Source organism: Methylobacterium sp. E-045 (genome assembly GCF_022829685.1).
Classification (GTDB): domain Bacteria; phylum Pseudomonadota; class Alphaproteobacteria; order Rhizobiales; family Beijerinckiaceae; genus Methylobacterium.
Window position 1 is genome coordinate 1 of record NZ_JAKSYE010000006.1, and the last position, 23,712, is coordinate 23,712.

Annotated in this window: 22 protein-coding genes, 1 tRNA gene, 1 pseudogene and 1 riboswitch; of the genes and pseudogenes, 16 read left to right on the plus strand and 8 right to left on the minus strand. The window is 67.2% G+C overall.

The window, feature by feature from the left end:
• From MKK51_RS00195 to MKK51_RS00210, 4 genes and pseudogenes are all read left to right on the plus strand, one after another.
• Positions 1–184, plus strand: a pseudogene (locus tag MKK51_RS00195) (hypothetical protein); the annotation flags it as partial.
• Positions 185–186: 2 nt separating this feature from the next.
• Complete coding sequence (locus MKK51_RS00200; protein WP_243974256.1) at positions 187–741, plus strand: AAA family ATPase; 555 nt, start codon at positions 187–189, stop codon at positions 739–741.
• A gap of 84 nt (positions 742–825) precedes the next feature.
• Positions 826–1,025: riboswitch (cobalamin riboswitch) on the plus strand.
• A gap of 102 nt (positions 1,026–1,127) precedes the next feature.
• Entirely contained in the window at positions 1,128–3,236 is a 2,109-nt protein-coding gene (locus MKK51_RS00205; protein WP_243974257.1) for a TonB-dependent siderophore receptor, read from the plus strand.
• 35 nt (positions 3,237–3,271) lie between these two features.
• Positions 3,272–4,405: a DUF1624 domain-containing protein gene (locus tag MKK51_RS00210; RefSeq protein ID WP_243974258.1), complete on the plus strand. Its 1,134-nt coding sequence runs from the start codon at positions 3,272–3,274 to the stop codon at positions 4,403–4,405.
• Between the two features lie 697 nt (positions 4,406–5,102).
• Here MKK51_RS00210 and MKK51_RS00215 read toward each other — a convergent pair.
• The 3 genes from MKK51_RS00215 to MKK51_RS27470 form a co-directional block, all read right to left on the minus strand.
• The gene (locus MKK51_RS00215; protein WP_243974260.1) at positions 5,103–6,185 is read right to left on the minus strand and encodes a catalase family protein; all 1,083 of its coding nucleotides are present in this window, start codon (positions 6,183–6,185) and stop codon (positions 5,103–5,105) included.
• 110 nt (positions 6,186–6,295) lie between these two features.
• The gene (locus tag MKK51_RS00220; RefSeq protein WP_243974262.1) at positions 6,296–7,060 is read right to left on the minus strand and encodes an SDR family NAD(P)-dependent oxidoreductase; all 765 of its coding nucleotides are present in this window, start codon (positions 7,058–7,060) and stop codon (positions 6,296–6,298) included.
• 76 nt (positions 7,061–7,136) lie between these two features.
• Positions 7,137–7,424, minus strand: a complete 288-nt coding sequence (locus tag MKK51_RS27470; protein WP_409565586.1) for a hypothetical protein — start codon at positions 7,422–7,424, stop codon at positions 7,137–7,139.
• Positions 7,425–7,775: 351 nt separating this feature from the next.
• On the opposite strand from MKK51_RS27470, the gene MKK51_RS00230 reads away from it, so the two are divergent.
• From MKK51_RS00230 to MKK51_RS00240, 3 genes are all read left to right on the plus strand, one after another.
• A complete protein-coding gene (locus MKK51_RS00230; protein ID WP_243974263.1) occupies positions 7,776–8,858 on the plus strand; it encodes a catalase family protein in 1,083 nt (360 codons plus the stop codon).
• Positions 8,859–8,917: 59 nt separating this feature from the next.
• The gene (locus MKK51_RS00235; protein WP_243974264.1) at positions 8,918–9,424 is read left to right on the plus strand and encodes a cupin domain-containing protein; all 507 of its coding nucleotides are present in this window, start codon (positions 8,918–8,920) and stop codon (positions 9,422–9,424) included.
• A gap of 76 nt (positions 9,425–9,500) precedes the next feature.
• Positions 9,501–9,899: an MAPEG family protein gene (locus tag MKK51_RS00240; RefSeq protein WP_243974265.1), complete on the plus strand. Its 399-nt coding sequence runs from the start codon at positions 9,501–9,503 to the stop codon at positions 9,897–9,899.
• 528 nt (positions 9,900–10,427) lie between these two features.
• On the opposite strand, the gene lipB is transcribed toward MKK51_RS00240, so the two are convergent.
• Positions 10,428–11,174: a lipoyl(octanoyl) transferase LipB gene (gene lipB, locus MKK51_RS00250; protein ID WP_409565587.1), complete on the minus strand. Its 747-nt coding sequence runs from the start codon at positions 11,172–11,174 to the stop codon at positions 10,428–10,430.
• Positions 11,175–11,242: 68 nt separating this feature from the next.
• Here lipB and MKK51_RS00255 point away from each other — a divergent pair, with 68 nt between their 5' ends.
• Both MKK51_RS00255 and MKK51_RS00260 read left to right on the plus strand, forming a co-directional pair.
• Positions 11,243–11,548, plus strand: coding sequence for a FliM/FliN family flagellar motor switch protein (locus MKK51_RS00255; RefSeq protein WP_243974266.1), 306 nt, complete (start codon positions 11,243–11,245; stop codon positions 11,546–11,548).
• A gap of 115 nt (positions 11,549–11,663) precedes the next feature.
• A tRNA-Leu gene (locus MKK51_RS00260) sits at positions 11,664–11,748 on the plus strand.
• Positions 11,749–11,956: 208 nt separating this feature from the next.
• Here the strand turns inward: MKK51_RS00260 and MKK51_RS00265 are convergent.
• The 3 genes from MKK51_RS00265 to MKK51_RS00275 form a co-directional block, all read right to left on the minus strand.
• Positions 11,957–12,574, minus strand: a complete 618-nt coding sequence (locus MKK51_RS00265) for a PRC-barrel domain-containing protein (protein WP_243974267.1) — start codon at positions 12,572–12,574, stop codon at positions 11,957–11,959.
• 462 nt (positions 12,575–13,036) lie between these two features.
• Positions 13,037–13,339, minus strand: a complete 303-nt coding sequence (locus MKK51_RS00270) for a hypothetical protein (RefSeq protein ID WP_243974268.1) — start codon at positions 13,337–13,339, stop codon at positions 13,037–13,039.
• Between the two features lie 11 nt (positions 13,340–13,350).
• The gene (locus tag MKK51_RS00275) at positions 13,351–13,977 is read right to left on the minus strand and encodes an acyl-homoserine-lactone synthase (protein WP_243974269.1); all 627 of its coding nucleotides are present in this window, start codon (positions 13,975–13,977) and stop codon (positions 13,351–13,353) included.
• Positions 13,978–14,291: 314 nt separating this feature from the next.
• Here MKK51_RS00275 and MKK51_RS00280 point away from each other — a divergent pair, with 314 nt between their 5' ends.
• The 6 genes from MKK51_RS00280 to MKK51_RS00305 all read left to right on the plus strand — a co-directional run bounded on the left by MKK51_RS00280 (position 14,292) and on the right by MKK51_RS00305 (position 19,810).
• Entirely contained in the window at positions 14,292–15,209 is a 918-nt protein-coding gene (locus MKK51_RS00280) for a branched-chain amino acid ABC transporter permease (protein ID WP_243974270.1), read from the plus strand.
• A 1-nt stretch (position 15,210) separates the two neighbouring features.
• Positions 15,211–16,563, plus strand: coding sequence for a high-affinity branched-chain amino acid ABC transporter permease LivM (livM, locus tag MKK51_RS00285; protein WP_243974271.1), 1,353 nt, complete (start codon positions 15,211–15,213; stop codon positions 16,561–16,563).
• Positions 16,560–17,492, plus strand: a complete 933-nt coding sequence (locus MKK51_RS00290) for an ABC transporter ATP-binding protein (protein WP_409565588.1) — start codon at positions 16,560–16,562, stop codon at positions 17,490–17,492. The genes livM and MKK51_RS00290 overlap by 4 nt, the downstream gene beginning before the upstream one ends.
• Entirely contained in the window at positions 17,489–18,259 is a 771-nt protein-coding gene (locus MKK51_RS00295; protein ID WP_243974272.1) for an ABC transporter ATP-binding protein, read from the plus strand. The genes MKK51_RS00290 and MKK51_RS00295 overlap by 4 nt, the downstream gene beginning before the upstream one ends.
• A complete protein-coding gene (locus tag MKK51_RS00300; RefSeq protein ID WP_243974273.1) occupies positions 18,256–18,612 on the plus strand; it encodes a DUF6867 family protein in 357 nt (118 codons plus the stop codon). The genes MKK51_RS00295 and MKK51_RS00300 overlap by 4 nt, the downstream gene beginning before the upstream one ends.
• A 76-nt stretch (positions 18,613–18,688) precedes the next feature.
• Positions 18,689–19,810, plus strand: coding sequence for a branched-chain amino acid ABC transporter substrate-binding protein (locus MKK51_RS00305; protein WP_243974274.1), 1,122 nt, complete (start codon positions 18,689–18,691; stop codon positions 19,808–19,810).
• Positions 19,811–20,035: 225 nt separating this feature from the next.
• Here MKK51_RS00305 and thrS read toward each other — a convergent pair whose 3' ends face one another.
• Entirely contained in the window at positions 20,036–22,063 is a 2,028-nt protein-coding gene (thrS, locus tag MKK51_RS00310) for a threonine--tRNA ligase (RefSeq protein ID WP_243974275.1), read from the minus strand.
• A gap of 353 nt (positions 22,064–22,416) precedes the next feature.
• On the opposite strand from thrS, the gene MKK51_RS00315 reads away from it, so the two are divergent.
• Positions 22,417–23,712, plus strand: a 1,296-nt coding sequence (locus MKK51_RS00315; RefSeq protein WP_243974276.1) for a 2-hydroxycarboxylate transporter family protein, incomplete at its 3' end; no start/stop codon positions are given.

A 23,712-nucleotide genomic window follows, 5' to 3' on the forward strand; every position in this document is an offset into this window, starting at 1 on the left:
CCGTTGGGGCGACCCGGAGCTGGTGGCGATCAAGCGCGGCGGCCCCGAGGCGCCCGGCGGCTCGGTGTCGAGCCGCCACGCACAGGGCGCACGCCGCATTGCCGAGGCCCAGGCGCGTTACCGGCGCGGCGAGATCATCGAGGGCTCGGCCAGCGACGACGAGGACGACGAGGCGACAGCTTGATCATGCAGCCACCGACGCCTGCGGAGAATCGGTGGGGCACGCCGCAAAGGGTCGTCGGCCTGATCGGCTGCCCGGGCGCCGGGAAGACGACCTTCGCACGGCGCTTCGATCCCCTCGACGGCTGGGTCCACCTCACCCTCGACGACCTTCGGCAGTCCCTCTGGCCTCCGGATCGGCGCGTCTATTGGCAAATCAGGCAGGGCTCACAGGAGGATGGGGCGGGGGAGGTCCTGCACCGGGTCAAGGAAGCGGCCCTGGAGGCCGCGCTGGCGAACGGATTCAGCGTGGTGATGGCGGACACCCATCTCGCCAGACCCGTGTTCGAGCGCGAACTCACGATTGTCGCCCGACACGGGCTCACCGTGGAATGGAAGGTGTTCGACGTGCCGTGGGACGTCCTGAAGGCCCGCAACGCGGAGCGCGGTCGCGTGGACCCGTCGCATCGCCAGCCGGAGGAAGTCCTCCGGTTCGCCTACGACGCTTTCGGATCCCCGGACGCTTGGTGGCGTGGCTTGCCGCCGGAGCAGGTCGAGATCCTGCCCTGCCGGACGGAGTGAGCGATCCGTCTTTCCAAGTGTTGCCGGCAGGGCATAATCCCTCGTGCATCGCACCTGGTCCGTTGACGGGCATGGGCGTCGGCATGCTACCTCGGCCGTGACGGTTCCTCCCCGGAGGATCAAAAGGGAACGCAGTGCGGGGACTACCCCAACGCCGCGGCTGCCCCCGCAACTGTAAGCGGCGAGCCCTTCACCACCGACGTCACTAAGCCACCTCGCTCGGGAAGACGGTGAAGGGCGGCGACCCGCGAGCCAGGAGACCTGCCGTCAGTCGTGGTCACACGCGAGACACGCTGGGCGGGGTGCCCCGGCGGGTGCGGGAGCATGCGCGTTGCGCGTGGTTCGGCCTCGTTCGCGGTGACGTGCCACTGCCGAGGCCGTCCGCTTTGTCCCGTCGTCCATCGAATCCGTTTTGGCCCGCGCTGGCTCTGACCTGCGCGATCCCCACCGTCGTTGCCGCCCAGGGGGCGCCTTCCGGGGAGACCGCCGTGGTGCTCGACGCGCTCTCCGTCGAGGGCGCCATCACCGCCACGCCGACCTACCGGGTGCCGGAACTCTACAGCGGCACCAAGACGGTGACGCCGCGCCGCGACCTGCCGCAGCAGGTCGACGTGGTGCCCCGGGAGGTCCTGGTCGACACCGCTGCGACCCGGGTCGAGCGCGCCCTCGACTACGTGCCCGGCGTCGGCAAGCAGAACGACTTCGGTGCCCAGAACCTCGCCCTCTACTCCGTCCGGGGCTTCGCCACCCAGGACATCTTCCAGAACGGCTTCAACATCGCCCGCGGCTACAACGGCGCCCCCGACACCCAGAACGTCCAGTCCATCGAGGTCCTGAAGGGCCCGGCCGGCGCCCTCTACGGCCGCAGCGATCCCGGCGGGACCGTCAACATCCTCACCAAGCAGCCCGTGGCCCGGCCCTTCGTCGAGATGGGCACGCTGTTCGGCAGCTTCGGCACCGCCCGCACCACGGTGGATGCCGGCGGTGCGCTGAGCGAGGACGGCAGCGTGCTCTACCGTTTCAACGGCGTGCTCGCCCGCCAGGACAGCTTTCGCGATTACGTCGACGGCGACCGTGTGCTGGTCGCGCCCGTGGTGAGCTGGCAGGTGACGCCCGACACCAAGATCACGGTGGAGGCGCAGTATCTGCGCAACCGCCAGACCTTCGACCGCGGCACGGTGGCGGTGAACAACCGCCTCGGCCTCGTTCCGCGCTCCCGCTTCTTCGGCGAACCGGGCGACGATTCCGTGTCGGAGAGCGCCCTGTTGCAGGTGCGGCTGGAGCACGCCTTCAACACCGACTGGCATTTGCGCGTCGCCACCCATCTTAACACCGGCAGCCTCACCGGCCTGCAGACCGGCGCGACCGGAATCCTCGACGACGGGCGCACGCTCCTGCGCGAGTTCCGCCAGCACGACTTCACCTGGGGCGTCGCCATCGGACAGGCCGAACTCGTCGGGCGCTTCGAGACCGGGCCGTTCGCCCACACCCTGCTGCTCGGCCTGGAGCACGAGCGCACCAATAGCACCGAGAACCTCCTGCGCTCGACCCCGCGCCTCGACCCCTTCGCCATCGACTTGTTCAACCCCGTCTACGGGCAGGCCAAGCCCCCGTTCACGCGCCGCTACAGCGCCAGCGAGAACGTCGGCAACACGGCCGTCTACCTCCAGGACCAGATCGCGCTCAGCCCGGAATGGAAGCTGCTGCTGGGCAACCGCACCGACTTCTACAACCAGACCTTCCGGGACAAGGTCGCGAATGAGCGGACCGAGCAGGACCGCACCGGCTTCTCGCCGCGGGCCGGCCTCGTCTACCAGCCGCTGTCGTTCCTGGCGCTCTACGGCAACGTCGCCGCCTCGTTCCGTCCCAATACCGGGTTCGACAGCGCGTCGCGGCCCTTCGCGCCCGAGACCGGCTTCGCCTACGAGGTCGGGGCCAAGCTCGACCTGTTCGACGGCCTCAGCGTGACGGCCGCCGCCTTCCACATCGAGAAGGAGAACGTGCTCACCACCGACCCGGCGGACTTCTTCTTCCAGATCGCCGCCGGGGCCGTGCGCAGCCAGGGCTTCGACGTCAGCTTGGTCGGGCAGGTCACGCCGGAGTTCCGGGTGATCGGCGGATACGCCTTCATCGACGCGGCGGTCACCCGCGACGAGGTGCTGAGGGTCGGATCACCGCTCCTCAACATCCCGCGCCATAGCGGCTCGCTGCTCGGCATCTATGAGATCCAGGCGGGCGACTGGAAGGGTTTCGGGATCGGCGGTGGGGTCCGGGCGGTCGGCTCGCGCCTCGGCGACAGCGGGGTCGAGAGCTTCCGCCTGCCGGGCTACATCCTCACGGACGCGCTGGCCTACTACCGCTACGAGAACCTGCGCTTCGGGATCAACGTCGACAACATCTTCGACGAGACCTACTACGAGCGCTCCTACAACACCTTCTGGGTCGGCGTCGGCGAACCGCGTCGGGTCACCGTCAGCATGACGGCGCGGTTCTGATGGGCCGGAATCCGGGAAAGCCCGAGGAGTCGGCGTTGCCAGGCCGCATCGCCTCCATCGATGCCCTGCGCGGGCTGGTGATGGTGCTGATGCTCCTCGACCACCTGCGCGAGACCTGGTTCCTGCACGTGCCCGTGGCCGACCCGATCGACGCCCGGACCACCCTGCCGGCCGTGGCCCTGGCCCGCCTCGTCGTCAGTTTGTGCGCGCCCATCTTCGTCGCGCTGACCGGCGTGGCCGCATTCCTGTTCGGCACCCGGCACACGCTGGCGGAGACACGGGCCTACCTGCTGAAGCGTGGGCTCGTTCTGATGGTGCTGGAGGTCATCTACCTGTCGGAACTGTACTGGGGGGTGGCCTCTCCGACGCTCTGGCTTCAGGTGATCTGGTGCAGCGGCGTCTGCATGATCGTCCTGGCGGCGCTGATCGGCCTGCCACGCCCGGCTCTGTTCGCGATCGGATTGCTGATCGTCTGCGGTCACAACCTCCTCGACCCGATCCACCTCCAGCCCGACCAGCCGTTTTTTGCGGTCTGGGCGATGCTGCACCAGCGCGACGTCATCGCGCTGCCGTTAGGGCTGGTCGCCAAGACGACCTATCCGGTGCTCCCGTGGATCGGCGTGATCGTGCTCGGCTACGCGGTCGGCCCATGGTTCCTGCCCGGCGTCACGACACGCACCCGCGAGCGCCGGTTTCTGGCTCTCAGCTGCCTGATGCTCGTCGCCTTCGCTGTGCTGCGGCTGGCGAACGGCTACGGCGACAGGCCCTGGTTCGCGGTCGAGGGCGATGCGCTGCGCACCACCCTGAGCTTCCTCGCGCTGACGAAGTATCCTCCCTCGCTGCTGTTTCTGCTGCTGACGCTCGGGGTCGGGGCGCTGCTCCTCGTTGCGTTGGAGCGGATGCGCGACGCGTCCTTCGTCTCGGCCCTGGCGGTGTTCGGTGCTGCGCCGCTGTTCTTCTACCTGCTTCACCTGACGGTCCTGCGGTTGCTGTACCATGGTGCCGCCGCCATCTGGGGCGAGACGCAGGGCAGCGTGTTCGGCGTGGCGAGCTATGGCTGGGTGCTGGTCTGGTACGCGGGCCTGATCGTGCCCCTCTATTGGCCGACGGCCTGGTTTTCGCGCTTCAAGGCGGCTCGACGGGATATCGAATGGCTCAAGTATCTCTAGCCCCCTGAGCGTGATCGGGGCTGGTCGTCTCGTCTTCTTCCAACCATGAAGGCTGCGACAACGGCAGCCCCGCGCTGGATCCCGTCGACTTGTGCGCTGGCGGCGAACATCGGCATGCACGGGGACCGGCTCGCCGGCCCGGCCGGCTTGGAACGCTTGCGGGACACTCGGCGATGAACGCGCCGTGCTGCTCGACGAGACCTTCAAGCCCTGCAATGGCCAGATGACCTCCGCGCGAAGCACTGGGGCGCGGCGGGGCGGGCGACCGCACGTTCTGCGGCACCTGAACGCGCTCGCGCCTCCGACGTGCCGAACGACCGTCACCCGGCCTTGTGCTTTAAAAGCCAGTTCCCGTGGACGCCCGGCGGGATCCGGTGCCCGAGACACGGATCGTGGCGACCGGCGGCGCCTTGGTGCGCGCGCGTCGAGGATTGTGAAGTCCGTCGTGTCGCTTGCCGTGTCGATGAGTCGTGCCTGTAGATCTGCGTCGCGCTCGGACGTCTTCCGTCACCGTCAGGCTCAAGGATCGTTCGCCATGCATGAGGCGTGATGCAGCAAGGTCCCTCATGATGAACCATCTCGGGTCTTGTGCCGATAGAGGATCTCGACGCGTCGCCACGACGCCCGCCACTGGCGTGGCCGTGGTCGTCGGCGTGGAGCCTCGCCTTCGCCGGAGGTCGTACCTGAATCCCCGCTCTCAAGCTGGGATTCGATCGATGCTCCCGGTATCTTCAGCGGTCACGCCGTTCTCGCGGTGGCGGAAGGTGCTGAGCGCGCGGTAGACCTGTAGACGAGCGCGCATGACCGAACCAAGCGGCCGGTGCGCCGCGAGGCTGTGGGCCGGACGAAACGTCATCACCTCGTCGAAATAGCGGACCCGATCCGGGGCGTAAGCGTCCTGGCGCGGCAAGCGCAGCGTCGCCACCGTGCGGTAGGGACTGATCGAGACGGGCCAATCGACCGAGGCGTCCTCGATCGGCTGCCGTTCGGCATCCGCCCAAAGCTGGGCCTTCAACTCGAAGACCACCTCGTGGTCCCGGAAGAAGGCGACCGTGGCATGACGGAAGCCGTCCTCGTCCTGGTGCGGATCGAGCCGCCACTCGGACAGCGCGCGCTGGCTTTCCGTCGTCGGCACGGCACCGAGCTTCGCAACATACTCGCCGTAGCGGATCGGCGCCTGGCTGAAGTAGCTGTCTGCCAGCGGGTGACTGTAGGGGTGGCCGAAGAAATCGGCCATCGCACTCTCGGTGCCAAAGGCGTGCAGCACCCGGTTGAGGCTGCGCGCCGTTGACGAGACAGCGCTCTTCACGCCCTCCGGCAACCCGGTCGATTTGCCGATGACGGTGCCATCTCGCAGGAATCCGGCCGCAGTACCGGACGGGAAGGTCGTCCCGGTCGCGAGCACGAAGTCCTGCGTGTCGACGGCGTGGCCGGGAAGCTTCTCGCCGGGGACGTCGAACACCTTGATCGACATGCCGCGGTGGGTCGACACGCGGTCGCCCAAGGTCTCGCCCGGGCCCTGTGCGAAGCGAACCGCCACGGGATGGGTACCGGGGGTGGCGAAGAGCCCTTGCGCCAAATCCTGGGGCAGGCCGGGGGCAATCGTCAGCTCGCCGGTGACGCAGGCCGAACTCTTGGCATGGCTGGCGCGCACGGCATGGTGTTCGCGGGCCTTGACCGTCTCGGATTGCTGCGTCATCCCCTCGATGATGCCGTCGATGGTCTCCTGCTCGTTTGCCGCAGGGGTCTCGATGTCGGGTGCGTATCGCAGGTAAGCCATGCTCAGCCTCGTCGGGTATGAGGGCGGAAGTTGGTCTGACGCGGTGGATCGGCGGCCGGTATTCGGGTGAATCTCACGTCCGTGGACGCAGATCGCGTCGCGGAAGGTCATCAACTCAACTTCGGCTGACCGTTGGAGGCCGACAGGCCACCGTCGACCGGCAGATTCACGCCGGTGACGAAGTGAGCGTCCTCGCTCGCCAGGAACGCGATCACGCCGGAGATGTCGTCGGGCTTCGCTCCGCGTCCCATCGGGATCCGCTCCTCGAACTTGGTGACGAGGTCGGGCTGGTCCTGCATGCCGGCCGTGAACGGCGTGTAGACCAGCGATGGATTGACGGCGTTCACCCGGACCCCGTTCCGCGCCTCGTCGAGCGCGACGGCACGAGTGAAGTTCGTCACCGCGCCCTTCGCGGCACAGTAGAAGCTGTGGTTCCAGTCGCCGCCCAAACCGGAGACGGACGACACGTTGACGATGGACCCTCGGGTTTCCCGGAGGTGAGGCAGGGCAAACCGCGTCATGTAGAAGACGCCGTAGAGATCGGTCTCGATGATCGTCGAGAAGTCGCCGATGTCGCCCTCGTCGACACGGCCGAGATGATCCTTGCCGGCATTGTTGACGAGGACGTCGAGGCGTCCGAACCGTTGGACGGCCTGCGCGACGACGTCCTGGCACCGGTCCGCGTTGGAAAGGTCGGCGACCACCGTGAGGGTATCGGCCGCTTCGATGCTGCCGGCCACCTCGTTCAGTCCGTCGGCATTCTTGTCGGCAAGAACGAGCGTCGCGCCCTCTCCCCCGAACCGTCGCGCGGCGGCCTCGCCGATGCCCGAGGCTGCGCCCGTGACCAGCACCACCTTGCCTGAGAACCGTCCCATCCGATCTCCTTCCGGCCGCCGGCACGATGCGCGGCGGCCCCCATTGTGTGTCTCTTGCGAATCGAACCCTGCCCGGTCAGGCGCTCTGGCCTCGAGCCGGGTGGCGGCCCTCTGCGAACGCCTCGACGATCTTGGCGCGGAAGGCCGGCTGGTCGTTCGGGTTGCGGCTCGTGACGAGACCCTGGTCGACCCGAGTGCCGTCCGCGTTCCGGATGTCGCTCGCAGCTGGAGCGGTGGTGCCGGGACCACACTCATTCCCGCGCAACACGCTTTCGGCTGGGCCTGGCGAAGCGAAGGTCTGCGCCTGGACGGGAGCGGCGAGGCTAAAGGCGAACGCCATCGAGAGGGCGAACCTATGCGTCATCGTAAGCCGACCTTCGGGAGTTCTTGCCAGTCGAGGACATGCGCTCGACGCGAAGGCATCGCACTGTTCAGCGGGACAAAGCGGGATTCGGGGGGGCGGTTCCCGGGTTGTCGCCATGTCGCAACCCAGTCGCGTATCGGTGCCGAACCCTTCTTAACGTCGCCCAACTGAGCGGTTCCAGCTGCTCACCTCGGTACCCATCGGCGACGAGGGTCGGAGGATCAGGGGCACGGCCGGCCATCTCGAAGGAGCCGCCTGCGCCACGATCCTCACCGTTAATTGAACACCCGCGAAGCTGGAACGAACCATGGCCCGCGTTGTTCACGTCGGAATTGCATCGAGCCGGAGCCCATGACCTTGCAAGCGCCAGTCCGCTACAGCCTCGACGTCGAACACGTGAAGGGCGATGAGGAAGAGACGATCGACCAGCTGAACGAGACCTTCGACAAGATCCTTAAGACCGTCGCCGATAATTCCGGCCACGCGGTTCGGTCCGTGCACGCCAAGTCGCATGGCATCCTGGAGGGGCGGCTGACGGTCGATGCGACCCTGCCCCCCGAACTGGCGCAGGGCCTGTTCGCTAAGCCCGGCGAACACCGAGTGTACATGCGCCTGTCGACCAATGCCGGCGACATCCTGCCCGACGCCGTCTCCCTGCCGCGCGGTCTTGCCCTGAAGGTGCTCGATGTCGAGGGTGAGCGCCTGGCCGGTGCCGAGGGCACGACGCAGAACTTCATCATGGTCAACGGCAAGGTCTTCCAGGCGCCGAGTGCCGACAAGTTCCTGGGCAGCCTGAAGTTGCTCGCCGGCACCACCGACCGAGCCGAGGGCCTGAAGGTCGCCGCCTCGACGGTGCTGCGCGGCGTCAACAAGGCGTTGCAGGCAGTGGGCGTCGAGAGCACGACCCTCGCCTCCCTTGGCGGCGCACCCAACGTCGATCCGCTCGGCGAGACCTATTACAGCGTCACACCGTTCCGGTATGGCGACTACATCGCCAAGTTCTCCGTCGCCCCCGTGGCTCCCGCGCTCACCGCGTTGACGGGCAACGAGATCGACGCGTCCGGTCGACCTGATGCGATCCGTGAGACGGTGCAGTCGGAGATGCGTGGCATCGAAGGCGTCTGGGAATTCCGCGTGCAGCTCTGTCGCGATCTCGAACGCCAGCCCGTCGAGGATCCGACGGTGGAGTGGGACGAGGCGGAGGCTCCGTTCCAGCGCGTCGGGCTGATCACCGTTCGGCCGCAGGACAGCTGGGACGCGGGGCGCGTGCAAGAGGTCGACGAGGAGATGCGGTTCAGCATCTGGACCGGGCTTTCGGCCCACCAGCCCCTGGGCAACATCAACCGTGCTCGCAACGCTCCCTACAAGCACTCGGCCGAGTTCCGTCAGCGCTTCAACGGCTGCCCCATCCACGAGCCGGGCGCCGGGCGCTGAGGTCCAGCGGACGCCTTGCGGCGACCGCTTTCTCCCGATCCTGAAGGCAAGGCCGCTGCATGAGCCCGCTCGTACCAACCCTCGTCGCCGCCCTCATGGTGATTCCTGTCGCGAGCCGGGCCTTCGCGGAAGCCCGCGACTCCACACACCGTGGCAGCGTCACGGTTCTGGATGCGGCCAGCGTCATCTACGAGCCGGGGCCTGCGAACCTGCCCAAGGGCACGCAGATTAGCCGGTTGTCGGGCGACCCGGCGAAGTCCGGCCCCTTCGTGCTGCGCATCAAGGTTCCCGCCGATACCGTGATCGCTCCGCACACGCATGCCCAGGACGAGACGCTGACCATCCTGGCCGGCTCGATCTACCACCAGCACGGTGCGACGCTGGACAAGAGCGCCGGCAAGTCCTTGCGCGTTGGCGGCTTCGTCTACCTGCCGCGGGACATGCCGCATGCCCTCTGGACCACACACGAGCCGGTGGAGCTGCAGGTCAACGGGACGGGTCCCTTCGGCCTGAACTACATCGACCCCGCCGACGATCCGAGCCGCGCGGCCCAGAAGCCTCGCTGATAGCGGGCGGATACGCCCCGCATTCGATCGTGTCCGCGCGTTCGCTCGATCGAGATCCATTCACCGGAGTGACCCTGTGACCTATCCTGCCCTGACGGCCTTTTACGCGGCCCTGTTGGCGCTCCTCTATATCGGACTCTCGTCCTGGGTCGTCGCCGGCCGCCTGTCGGCTGATGTCCTGCACGGGGATGGGGGCAACGAAATCCTGGAGAAGCGCATCCGCGCCCAGGGCAATTTCGGAGAGTACGTGCCGCTGGCGCTCGTCCTCGTCGCTCTACTGGAAGCGGTGGGGGGCGGACCGACCCTGGTGCGCGGCCTTCTGATCGTGCTTTTGGTCGCGCGTGTGCTGCACCCGTTCGGGATGTTCGCGCCCAAGAATTCCCCCCGGCAGTTCGCCTGCCGCGGGGGCGGGATCCTGGCGACCTTCGCGGTCATCGCCGTGGCGGCCGTGGCCCTGCTGCTGCGGGTGGGCTAGCTGTGAGTTTTCCGGAGGTTGCCCATTGGGTCTGAACCGAGGACGCCGGAGTTGCGAGGCCTCCGCGATCCCGGAGGGACCGGATGGACGTCCGTCACGATCCGCGATTGACGCCGGCGGGTCGAGCGCGATGGATTCGGCTGGCCCGGACCGGGTTTGCCCTGGCGGCCGTGGCCGAGACGATGGGCGTACCTGCACCTGGCCGTCGAGGATCATGCCCGGCTGGACTGTTCCGAAATCCATCCCGACGAGTAGCGAGGCTCCGGCCTCACCGTCCTCCTCGACGCCCTGCGCTTCTTCCGCCGTTACGTCATCGCGGTCGAGCGCGTGACGACCGACAACGGGTCGGCCTTCGAATCCGGGCGTTGCGCCAAAGCCCTGCGATGGCTGGGCATCGCCCATAAACGCAACCGGGCCGGCAATACGTCCGGTCAACGTTGAGAGGAACTCCCGGCCCTCCTCTTCCGCTACAACTGGCAGCGCCCTCATAGGGGCATCAGCCGCCAGACACCCATCGGCCGACCCAGACTATCCGAGGACAACCTGTTGGCACTCCCCATCCTGCGTCTCTCCGAAGATCGCCTCGAACGAGGCGCGTAGCGCCATGTCCACTTCGGGCAGGGTGACGATCTGACCGAGATCGACGAGGCTGGTCACGCCGTGGCCGCTGATGCCGCAGGGGATAATGCCGGTGAAATGCGACAGGTCGGGTTCCACGTTGAGGCTGATGCCGTGGAAACTCACCCAGCGCCGCACGCGGATGCCGATCGCCGCGATCTTGTCCTCCACCCCCTCCCCTTTCTCGGGCCGGCGCACCCAGACGCCGACGCGGTCCTCGCGCCGCTCGCCGCGCACGTTGAAGGCGCCGAGGGTGGCGATGATCCAGGCCTCAAGGGCGGACACGTAGGCGCGCAGGTCCGGTCTGCGCCTGTTGAGATCGAGCATCACATAGGCCACGCGTTGCCCCGGCCCGTGATACGTGTATTGCCCGCCCCGCCCCGTCGCGTGGACCGGAAAACGGTCGGGTTCGACGAGGTCCGTTCCTTTTGCCGAGGTTCCGGCGGTGTAGAGCGGCGGGTGTTCGAGCAGCCAGACCATTTCGGGCGCCTCCCCGCTCGCAATGCGCCCGGCATGTGCTTCCATCGCCGCCACCGCCTCGTCGTAGGGGACGAGGGTGTCGCTGATCCGCCACAGGACCGGCCTCAGGCCGGAGCGCGGTCGGAAATCGGCCGTCGAGGCGGACAGCCGGGCGCTGCGGGGGGCATTGTTTACCAAGGCTTCACCATATTTCAGGAACACTCCGCCGATCGAGGCCCGGAGCGGGCCGATGGAGTTCGTGGCGCGTGGCAGTTCTGGAAGACCTCAAGGTCGATCTCTCGGTGGTGCTCGGGCGCAGCCACATGCCCCTCCACATGCTGCTTCGCATGGGACGCGGCGCCGTGATCGAACTCGAATCCACGGAAACGGATATGGTCGAGATTCTCGCAAACGACCACCCGATCGCACGCGGGCAGATCGTGGTGACCGGAAACCGGATCTCGGTGGAGATCACCGAACTGATCCGCAAGGCCGACGTCGTGCGCACCCCCGGCGTCACCATCGGCGACGGGGCGGTCCAGATCCTCGACGGGCCGGTCGATCTCATCTGAGTCGCATTACGGCGCTTGTCGTGGCAGATTCGATCTGTTATCCGCTGCGCCGCGCCACACGAAACGCACCGCACCGCCTCACCGCGGAGAGCGCGGCGGAACGGGTGGTACCGATGCGGCCATGGCGGAATTGGTAGACGCGCTAGCTTGAGGTGCTAGTCCTGCAAGGGGTGGAGGTTCGAGTCCTCTTGGCCGCACCAACTCGTTCGAGTTGATGTACCCCGAAGCGTCTGATCCCGAGGACGGCCATGCGGCCGGACGGGATCGTCCATCGATCATCAGGATTGTACCGTCGGGTTCGGGCCGAGGGCTTGAGACGTGCGTCAGGCTCCGAGCCCAGCAGGCATGGCTGCGGACGGATCGCGTTCGCGCTCCCTCCCCTTCAGGACCACGCATCCGGTCTCCGTATCATTCCGCCTTCTGCGTCGGGTAGGTGAAGACCGGCGCGGCCTGCAACTCCGCTTTCGTCCGACGGATCTCCGCCTCGATCGGCTCGCCGATCTGGACGGTCGCGCGGTCCTTCGTGACCTCCGTCGTGGCGGCCGCGCCCGCCGGGCCGGTGGCCTGGTCGATGTCGCCGGTCGTCTCCGCCTTGAGGACCGCGTTGCCGGACTTCGCGCCGGGCATGGTCTCCGGTGTCACCTTGGCCGCCTGTGCCTCGGAGGGGGCGTCCTTTGGCTTGACGATGGACGGGTCCGGCGTCCGCCCGGCCTTGGCGTCTGTGTTCCACGTCATCTGGTCGAAGGGCACCGCGACCCGCTTGCCTCCCACTCCGAGGAAGCCGCCGACATCGATCACCACCGCCTGGACGCGGCCATTCCCGTCCACCATCACGTCCTCGATGGAGCCGACCTTGACGTGATCCTGGCCGACCACGCGCAGCCCAATCACCTTGGACGCCTTGAAACTCCCCAACGGCGCCTGCGTGAGGAACGTCGAGTGTCCGCCTTGGCCGTCCTGTGCGAGCGCCGGAGCCGCCGAGGCGGCGACGATGAGGAGCGCGAGGGTACGTACCAGTGCCGGCATGTCGGTTCTTCCAGGCGATCGGGAGCGATCTACCGGATCTCAACACGCGCGGAGGGATCCTGGTTCATCCCGCCGCCGCCCTTCCCCCGACGATGGCGTCCTCGCCCGCGCCGGTCTGGATGCGGTCGCTCTTGGCCCGCGAGGAGATCCGCGGACTCGTCGCCGGCCCCCCCCTGTCTCGTTCGGGGACGGCGCGGATATCCGCCGCCGACGGTCGGGCGGCGTCATACCAGACCTCGGTGAGCCCGGCTCATCGAGGTCTGCCCGCGCGACGGCACGGCGGCGGTCGTTCGCCACGTCTCACCGATCCCGACCTCTGGGTCGGGGTCGGTGAAACGTGGCATAAGCGGCTGGGTGCCCGAAGCCGCAGGCGATTGGGACCGAGGCGGCGCGGATCCGAGCGGGGATCGCACCCTTCGCCGCTTTAGTGTCTCTCACAAGACTCCCGCCGCACTGTCATGCTCAGAACGAGAACCGACCGTGACCGGGAGTTGTGTGAGGCACTCTTAAGTTGCTGCGGGTCGGCTGCCGTTCGGTCTCCGCCGCCTTCGCCATGGCCACGCCGATCTCGAACAACAGGAGGTCGATCAATTGGCGCATCACCGATGTCCCCGATGCCTCGATGATGTTCCGTGCCGCGATGCAATGTCCTGCCAAAGAGTCGAGACTTTCGTCCCTAACGATCACCGATGCATACATGATGTCAGCCCTTGTTCTTATCTTGTCGAAGAGCCCGTCTTCGAAATGGTCTGGATGGTCCGGCAAGCAGCCTTCGCTCAGGCGGCGAGGTAGGCGTAGGAGGACGGCGCGAGCACTGAATCCGGATTGCCGCTGACGGTGCGCAGCCGCGCCAGGGTGCGCTCGTCGAACTCCGCGGTCGCCGCGATGATGTCCTCGCCGCTGATCGAATGGGGCAGGCCGAGCGGGCGGGCGCGGAAATGCAGCTGCACCACATGCAGAAGGTAGAGGGTCGGCATCTGCAGCACGAGCCGGGTCACGCCGTGGCGCATCCCCCATTCGACGATGCCGGTGAGGAGTGCGAGGGAGACCGGGTTGACTGCCTTGCCCCGCGCCCGGTGCGAGCGCGCCACCGCCTGCCGCGTCCATTCCCAGCAATCGCTGCCGCGCGGGAGTTCGCCTTCGCACAGCTGAGGCATGACGTCCGACAGCAGGTGCGGGCGTGTCGTCGGCAGAAGCCGGCTATAGCCGATGACCCTGCGATCCTCGATCGCCAGAAAATGGATGGCATGTGGCGTATCGAACTGGTCGATCTCGCGCCGATCCGGCTTGGCGAGATCCGTCCAGCCTTTCTCGGTCACGAAGATGTCGTGGCGCAGGCGCCAAGCCTGTTCCATCTCATCACGATACGTGATCTCGTTGGCGGGTGTAACGATGTGGATCATACCAGCCTCTCCGTTTCCGGATCCTGTCTGGCAGTCGTGGAGGAAGCTGCGTACTACGGAAAACCGTAGGGTCGGCGGACGGATGTTCCACGCCAGGGTGCTCACGGAGCGTATTCGTCTCCTCGCACTGCCGTGTTTCGGGGCCGGCTTGGTGACGAAGCCTGACAATCCCTTCGGACCGTGGCGATTTCCGCATTGACCCCGAAGCGTTCTTGCAGACACTCGCCCGCGCCGAACACGCCCGATCCTGGCGGTAGGCAGACTCGGGACAGCCCCGGGCGGCCATCTGGCATGCCATTCGCGAAAGCCCATCGATGGAATTCTTCGCCCAGCAATTCATCAACGGCCTGACCCTCGGGTCGATCTACGGCCTGATCGCCATCGGCTACACCATGGTCTTCGGCATCATCGGCATGGTGAATTTCGCCCACGGCGACGTCTTCATGGTCTCGGCCTTCATCGCGCTCATCGCGTTTCTCATTCTCACCACCTGGCTCGGCCTCTCTTCCGTCGCCCTGGTCTTCCTCATCGTCCTCGTCATCGCCATGGCGCTGACATCCCTGTGGGGATGGGCGATCGAGCGCGTGGCCTACAGGCCCCTGCGCGGATCGTTCCGCCTCGCGCCGCTGATCTCGGCCATCGGCGTCTCGATCTTCCTGTCGAACTTCGTCCAGGTGGTGCAGGGCGCCCGCAACAAGCCAGTGCCGCCCCTCGTGCGGGACGTGGTCGTCCTCTACCAGAACGAGCAGTACACGGTGACCCTGTCCTACAAGCAGGCGATCATCATGGTCACCACGGCCGTGCTGCTCGCGGGCTTCTGGTACCTCGTACAGAAGACGCCGTTCGGCCGGGCGCAGCGTGCCGTGGAGCAGGACCGGCGCATGGCGGCCCTGCTCGGCATCAATGTCGACCGCACCATCTCCCTGACCTTCGTCCTCGGAGCCGCCCTGGCCGCCGTCGCGGGCACGCTCTACCTTCTCTATTACGGCGTTGTCTCGTTCTCGGACGGGTTCGTGCCGGGGGTGAAAGCCTTCACGGCGGCCGTGCTCGGCGGCATCGGCTCGCTCCCCGGCGCCGTCATCGGCGGGATCATCATCGGCCTGATCGAGACCTTCTGGTCGGCGTATTTCTCCATCGAGTACAAGGATGTGGCCGCCTTCCTCATCCTCATCGTCGTGCTCATCTTCAAGCCTTCGGGCATCCTCGGCCGGCCCGAAGTGGAGAAGGTCTGACGTGGCAACCGGTTCGACGACTCCCATCCCCGTGACCGACCGCGCCGAGGCGTCCGCTCTTCCCTCCCTGATCAAGGATGCCGGGCTGTTCGCCCTGGTGACGCTGGGCCTCTGCGTGCCCATCGTCAGCTACCGCACCGATCTCGGCCAGGGCATCGGCCTCGTCATCACCAGCCGCTGGGGCACCGTCTTCGCCCTCTGCGCCGCCATTTTCGTGCTGCGCCTCGTTCAGCAGCTCTACCTCACCGGACGGGCGCGGCGGCGGGCCGCCCGGGCGCCGGTGGCGGAAGGGGCGAGCCGCCTCGCCGCGATCCTCGCGCCGATCACCCTCGTCATCGCCCTCACCCTGCCGCTCCTCGCCGCCCTCCTCACCGGGTCCCTCGGCGAGGGCCGCTACTGGATCGATCTCGGCATCCTGATCTTGACCTATGTCATGCTCGGCTGGGGGCTCAACATCGTGGTCGGCCTCGCCGGCCTCCTCGACCTCGGCTACGTCGCCTTCTACGCGGTGGGGGCTTATTCCTACGCCCTCCTCTCCACGGTGTTCGGCCTGTCCTTCTGGATCTGCCTGCCGCTCGCCGGCCTGTTCGCCGCCGCCTTCGGCGTGCTGCTGGGCTTCCCCGTCCTGCGGCTCCGGGGCGATTACCTCGCCATCGTGACCCTGGCCTTCGGCGAGATCATCCGCCTCGTCCTCATCAACTGGACCGATTTCTCGGGGGGCGCCGCCGGCATCTCCTCGATCCCGCGCGTCAGCTTCTTCGGCCTGCCCTTCACGGCGGGGGAGAACGGGTTCGCCGCCACGTTCGGGCTTAACTTCAACGCGATGCACCGGCTGGTCTTCCTGTATTACCTCATCCTGGCCCTGGCGCTCGTCACCAACCTCGTGACCCTGCGCATGCGGCGCCTGCCGCTGGGGCGCGCCTGGGAGGCCCTGCGCGAGGACGAGATCGCCTGCCGCTCGCTCGGCATCGACACCACCATCACCAAGCTCACCGCCTTCGCCCTCGGGGCGATGTTCGCGGGCTTCGCCGGATCGTTCTTCGCCGTGCGGCAGGCCTTCGTCTCGCCGGAGAGCTTCAACTTCCTCGAGAGCGCCATCATCCTCGCCATCGTCGTGCTCGGCGGCATGGGCAGCCAGATCGGCGTCGCCATCGCCGCCATCGTCATGATCGGCGCCCCCGAACTCCTGCGCAACCTCGGCTTCCTCAAGGCCGTGTTCGGCGAGGGTTTCGATCCGAACGAGTATCGCCTGCTCCTGTTCGGCCTCGCCATGGTGGCGATGATGGTGTTCCGCCCGCGCGGCCTCATCTCCGAGCGAACGCCCTCCGTCACCATCGCGGAGCGCGGCCGATGACCCTCGCCACAGGCATCACCCGGCTCGCCACGCTGCGGGACGAGCCTCCCGCCGCTGGTCCCGGCGGCCCCGCCGATCCGGTGCTGATCGTCGACCACCTGACCATGCGGTTCGGCGGCCTCACCGCCGTCAACGACCTCTCGTTCAAGGTCGGGCGCGGCGACATCACCGCGCTCATCGGCCCCAACGGCGCGGGCAAGACCACGGTCTTCAACTGCATCACCGGCTTCTACAAGCCGAGCGAGGGCATGATCCGCCTGATGCAGAAGGGCGGCGAGACCTACCTTCTTGAGCGCCTGCCCGGCCACGACGTGAACCGGCTCGCCCGCGTCGCCCGCACCTTCCAGAACATCCGCCTGTTCCCGCGCATGACGGTGCTGGAAAACCTGCTGGTGGCCATGCACAAGCCGCTGATGAAGGCCTCCGGCTTCTCGATCCTCGGCATCCTCGGGCTGCCGGCCTATCGCAGCGCCGAGAAGGCGGGGATCGAGAAGGCCGCCGCCTGGCTCGACCGGATCGGCCTCACGGCGCGGGCCGACGATGCCGCCGGCGACCTGCCCTACGGCGACCAGCGCCGCCTGGAGATCGCGCGGGCCATGTGCACCGATCCGGTGCTGCTCTGCCTCGACGAGCCCGCCGCCGGCCTCAACCCGCGTGAATCCGCGGAACTGAACACCCTGCTGCGGCTGATCCGCGACGAGTACGACACCTCCGTCCTCCTCATCGAGCACGACATGTCGGTGGTGATGCAGATCTCCGACCGGATCGTCGTGCTCGATTACGGCATCAAGATCGCCGACGGCACGCCCGACGACATCCGCACCGATACCCGCGTCATCGCCGCTTATCTCGGCGTCGACGACGAGGAGGTGGCGGCGGTGGAGGCCGAGGTCGGCCTGACGGGAACACAGGCGGAGATTCCCGCATGAGCGTCGCCGGGATCAACGTCCTCGTGGAGGAGACCCGCGCTCTGCAGGCGCCCCTCCTCGACGTGCGCGGCGTCTCTGCCTATTACGGCAGCATCCAGGCCCTGAAGGGCGTCGACCTGCACGTGAACGAGGGCGAGATCGTCGCCCTGATCGGCGCCAACGGGGCCGGCAAGTCGACCCTGATGATGACGATCTTCGGCCAGCCGCAGGCCCGCACCGGCAGCATTACCTATGCGGGCCGCGACATCACCCGCATGGCGACTCACGAGATCGCGCGCCTCAACATCGCCCAGTCTCCGGAGGGGCGGCGCATCTTCTCGCGCATGAGCGTGCGCGAGAACCTGCAGATGGGCGCGGCCCTGCATGGCGGGCGGCACTTCGCCGAGGATCTGGAGCGCATGTGCACCCTGTTCCCGCGCCTGAAGGAGCGGCTCGACCAGCGCGGCGGCACCATGTCGGGGGGCGAGCAGCAGATGCTCGCCATCGCCCGCGCCCTGATGAGCCGGCCGCGCCTGCTCATGCTCGACGAGCCGTCGCTCGGCCTCGCCCCGCTCATCGTCAAGCAGATCTTCTCGGCCGTGCGCGACCTCAACCAGCGCGAGGGCCTCACCGTCTTCATCGTCGAGCAGAACGCCTATCACGCCCTGAAACTGGCCCATCGCGGCTACGTCATGGTCACCGGCGCGGTGACGATGAGCGGCACGGGCCGCGAACTCCTCGACAACCCGCAGGTGAAGGCAGCCTATCTCGAAGGGGGCCAGCATTGACCGAGACCCTGTCCCTCGACACGCCCAATCTCGGTATCTTCCTCCTCGTCACGGTGGCGATGGGCGGAGGGGCCGCGTGGATGGCGGGCAGCGGCTTTGCCAGGGGATGGCGTCCGTTCTGGCATTGCGTGCTGGCGGGGCTCGCCATCGCGGCCGTGTCCCGCTTCCTCCACTACGCCCTCTTTTCGGGCACGCTGCTCTCGCCGGCCGGCTACGCCCTCGACGCGGTGGTGATCCTCGCCATCGGCGCGCTGGGCTACCGGAGCACCCGCACACGACAGATGACTACGCAATACCGCTGGCTCTACGAGCGGACCGGCCCGCTGACATGGCGCGACCGGCAAGGGACGTGAGCCCGCACCATCTTCATGCAACCATGCGCCATGCGGAGCAGGTTCGATCCGCCGCGCTGATCGAGGGGAAATGACCATGAAAACACTGATGGCGATGAGCGTGGCCCTGGGCGCGCTGATGCTGGCGGGCGCCGCACAGGCCGAGATCAAGATCGGCGTGGTCGTCCCCGTCACCGGCCCCAACGCGGCCTTCGGCGCTCAGATCAAGACCGGCGCGACCCAGGCGATCGCCGACATCAACAAGGCCGGCGGCGTCAACGGCGAGAAGCTCGTCATGACCGTGGGCGACGACGCGTCCGATCCCAAGCAGGGCGTGTCGGTGGCCAACAAATTCGCCTCCGAGGGCGTGAAGGCCGTGGTCGGCGCATTCAATTCCGGCGTCTCGATCCCGGTCTCCGACGTGCTGCAGGAAGCCGGCATCGTCGAGATCAGCCCGGCCTCGACCGCGATCAAGTATACCGAGCGCGGCAACTGGAACACGTTCCGCACCTGCGGGCGCGACGACCAGCAGGGTGCGGTGGCGGGCGCCTACCTCGCTGACAAGTTCAAGGGCAAGAAGATCGCCTTCGTCCACGACAAGACTCCCTACGGACGCGGTCTGGCCGACGAGACCCTGAAGGCGCTCAAAGCCAAGGGCGGCAAAAACGTGATCTTCGAGGGCATCAACCCCGGCGAGAAGGACTTCTCGTCCCTCGTCTCGAAGCTGAAGCAGGCGGGCGTCGACGTGGTCTATTTCGGTGGCCTTTATACCGAAGCCGGCCTGCTGATCCGCCAGATGCGCGACCAGGGCCTCGCCGCCCCGCTCATGGGCGGTGACGGCATCGCCGACCGGGAGTTCTCGCAGGTCGGCGGTCCAGGCTCCGACGGCACGTTCATGACCTTCTCGCCCGACGCCCGCAAGAACCCGAAGGCCAAGGCCACCATCGACGCCTTCAAGGCCATCAACTTCGATCCGGAGGGCTACACCCTCTATTCCTACGCCGCCGTGCAGATCCTGAAACAGGCGATGGAGGCGACGAAGTCCAGCGACGGGCAGAAGATCGCCACCTACATGCAGCAGGGCAAGCCGTTCGACACAGTGATCGGCGACATCTCCTACGACAAGAAGGGCGACATCACCCGGCCCGACTACGTCATGTACATGTGGAAGAAGGGTCCCGACGGCTCGATCAACTACGCCGGCAACGAAGTGCCGTAGGGCGGGGCCAACTCCCCTCCCCGCCGGGCGGGGAGAGGACGTCGTCCTGCCTTCGTCGGGAAGCGACGTGAGCCCGTCAGGGCGAGGGTGAGGGGGTATCTTCGGACAAAGCTCTGTCGGACGCGCTCCCTCACCGTCAGCTGCCGCCTCGCCGCGCTCCCAACGAGGGGGAGACGCGGCCCTCTCCCCGCGTGCGGGGAGAGGGGGATGCTCATCGAGACCGGATCACGGCGTCGGGCTTTCCCCGTGCTGCCCGTCGAGCGCCACGTCGGCGCTCGGCACGCTCTCTTCCACGGCCTGCGCCCGGCGGATGTCCGGCGAGGTCGCCTCCGTGACGAGATCCGCCAGGGCGGCCTCGAGGGAGGCAGTGCGGGTCTGCTGGCTGCCCAGCCGCCGGATCGAGACGGTGCGCTCCTCGCCTTCCTTGCGGCCGACCACGAGCATGACCGGCACCTTGGCCAGCGAATGCTCGCGGACCTTGTAGTTGATCTTCTCGTTGCGCAGGTCCGACTCGACCCGGAGCCCCGCGCGGTTCAGCGCCGCCACCACCTCACGGGCGTACCCGTCGGCATCTTGCGTGATCGTCGCCACCACCACCTGAACCGGCGCGAGCCAGAGCGGGAAATGGCCGGCGAAATGCTCGATCAGGATGCCGGTGAAGCGCTCGAGCGAGCCGCAGATCGCCCGGTGCACCATGACCGGCGCCTTCTTCTGGCTGTCGCCATCGACGTAGAACGCCCCGAAGCGCTCCGGCAGGTTGAAATCGACCTGAGTCGTGCCGCACTGCCAGTCGCGGCCGATGGCGTCGCGGAGCACGTATTCAAATTTCGGCCCGTAGAAGGCGCCCTCGCCGGGGTTGATCTCCGTGCGGATTCGCCCGGCCGACTGCTCCTCGATCTGCGCCAGGACGCGGGTCATCACCTCCTCGGCATGGTCCCAGAGGGCGTCTGACCCGACCCGCTTCTCGGGCCGGGTCGAAAGCTTCACCACGATGTCGCCAAAGCCGAAATCGCTATAGGTCGAGAGGATCAGGTCGTTGATCGTCAGGCACTCGTCGGCGAGCTGGTCCTCGGTGCAGAAGACGTGGGCGTCGTCCTGCGTGAAGCCGCGCACGCGCATCAGCCCGTGCATGGCGCCCGACGCCTCGTAGCGGTGGACGATGCCGAACTCGGCCATGCGCAGGGGCAGGTCGCGGTAGGATTTCAGGCCGTGCTTGAAGATCATCACATGGCCGGGGCAGTTCATGGGTTTGAGCGCGAACCAGCGCTTGTCCTCGGCCTCGTCGCCGGCGCTTTGCGCGGCGAACATGTTCTCCCGGTACCAGTCCCAGTGTCCGGAGGTCTCCCACAGGGACTTGTCGAGGATCTGCGGCGCGTTCACCTCGGCGTAGGCGCCCTTCAGGCGCCGGCGCATATAGGCGATGAGCTCCTGGAAGATGGTCCAGCCCTTGGCGTGCCAGAACACGACGCCCGGCCCCTCCTCCTGGAAGTGGAACAGGTCCATCTCGCGCCCCAGGCGCCGGTGGTCGCGGCGCTCGGCCTCCTCCAGCCGGTGGAGATAGGCATCGAGGTCTTCCTTCGTGGCCCAGGCGGTGCCGTAGATGCGGGTCAGCATCGGGTTGTTGGAATCGCCGCGCCAATAGGCGCCCGCCACCTTCATCAGCTTGAAGGCGGTGCCGACCTTGCCCGTGGAGGTCATGTGCGGGCCGCGGCAGAGGTCGAACCACTCGCCCTGGCGGTAGATGTTCAGGTCCTCGCCGGGCGGGATCGCATCGACGAGTTCGACCTTGTAGTGTTCGTCTTTCGCCTCGAACAGCGCCCGCACGTCGTCGCGCTTCCACACCTCCTTGGTAAAGGGAGCGTCGCGGGCGATGAGTTCGCGCATCTTCGCCTCGATCTTGGGGAAGTCCTCGGGGGTGAACGGCTGGTCGCGGGCGAAATCGTAGTAGAACCCGTTCTCGATCACCGGACCGATGGTGACCTGCGTCTCCGGCCACAGGGATTGCACGGCCTCCGCCAGGACGTGGGCGCAATCGTGCCGGATCAGTTCGAGGCTGCGCGGGTCGGCGCGGTCGAGAAACTCGATGCGGGCATCCGCTTCGATCAGGTCGCCGAGGTCGCGGACCCGCCCGTCGAGCGCCATGGCGACGGTGCGCTTGGTCAGACTCTTGGCGATGCCCTCGACCACGGTACGGCCGGTCACCGCGGCGTCGTAGCTGCGGGTGTTGCCGTCGGGAAATGTCAGGATGGGCATCGGATCGGGTCTCCTCGCGCTCACTCCTGCGAACGAGGCAGGTAAGCGGCTGGTGTTCGGATGGCGCGCGTTCGGCGCGAGGGGCGCGGTTTAGACCGTTTCGCCGGAGGAAGAAATCCGCGAGGGCCATCGGCCCGGCCTTTTACGGGCTCTCGCGGACGTGAACGAACTTCCGAGACGATCCGGATCGGTTGATACGACCTGCAATTGACAAGCTCGCGGCGCCATCCGCCCATTCACGCATCACGGAACCGGGATGGCCGGCAGCGGGCGGAACGCTCGTGTCGGTTCGCCACAGAAGGTCCGATCAATCAGGCCGGCACGACAGGTGACCGGTCGATGGGAGAGTATCCATGGCGAACCCAGCTTCCGCCGCGGCCGCCGAATCCGGTCCGGCGGCCGAGACGCCCACGCGCCGCTTTCGACCAGAGGGCTGGTGGCGTTTCGTGGACTTCAAGATCGGCATCATCCCGGCACCGGTTTACGTCATCCTCGTCGCCCTCCTGGCGGTGCTGACATCGGAGGGGGAGATCAAGCCCGATGCGCCGACGATGATCGCGGTGCTGGCGCTGGGCGGCTTCACCTGCGCCGAGATCGGCAAGCGCCTGCCCGTCCTGAAGACCATAGGGGCGGGCGCGATCTTCGCGACCTTCATCCCCTCGGCCCTGGTCTATTACCTGCTGATCCCGCCGCCGCTGGTGAAGGCGATCACGGATTTCACCAAGTTCACCAACTTCCTCTACCTGTATATCGCCACGATCATCGTCGGCAGCATCCTCGGCATGGACCGGGAGGTGCTGATCAAGGGCTTCCTGAAGATCTTCGTGCCCCTGGCGGCGGGCTCCGTGGCGGCGGCCTGCGTGGGGACGCTGGTCGGCACCCTTCTGGGGCTTGGCGCCTACAACACCTTCTTCTTCCTCGTGGTGCCGATCATGGCCGGTGGCGTCGGCGAGGGCGCGATCCCCCTCTCCATCGGCTACGCCGCCATCCTGGGGCAAAGCCAGGGCGACGTGTTCGCCCAGGTGCTGCCTCCCGTCATGCTCGGCAGCCTGACGGCGATCATCCTCGCCGGTACCCTCAACGCGGTGGGCAAGCGCAAGCCCCATCTCACCGGGGAAGGTCGGCTTCAGCCTGATCGGGACAACGACGTCACCGCCGCCAAGGTTGAGGACATCCCCGTGGATGCCGCCACCGTGGGCGCCGCGGGGCTCACCGCCGTGACGCTCTACCTCCTCGGGGTGATGATGCACCACCTCACCGGGCTCCCCGCCCCCGTGGCGATGCTGTTCCTGGCGGTCCTCGCCAAGCTCGCCAGCGCGGTCTCGCCACGCCTTCAGGCCGGCGGCTTCGTCGCCTACAAGTTCGTCCAGATCAGCATGACCTATCCGCTGCTCTTCGCCATCGGCGTGTCGATGACCCCCTGGGACAAGCTGGTGGCCGCCTTCACGCTGGCGAACCTCATCACCATCGTCTCGACGGTGGTGACGATGATGGCGACGGGCTTCTTCGTCGGCCGCCGTCTCGGCATGTACCCGATCGAGACCGCCATCGTGAATGCCTGCCATAGCGGCCAGGGCGGCACCGGGGACGTGGCGATCCTCACCGCCGCCAACCGCATGGCGCTGATGCCCTTCGCCCAGATCGCCACC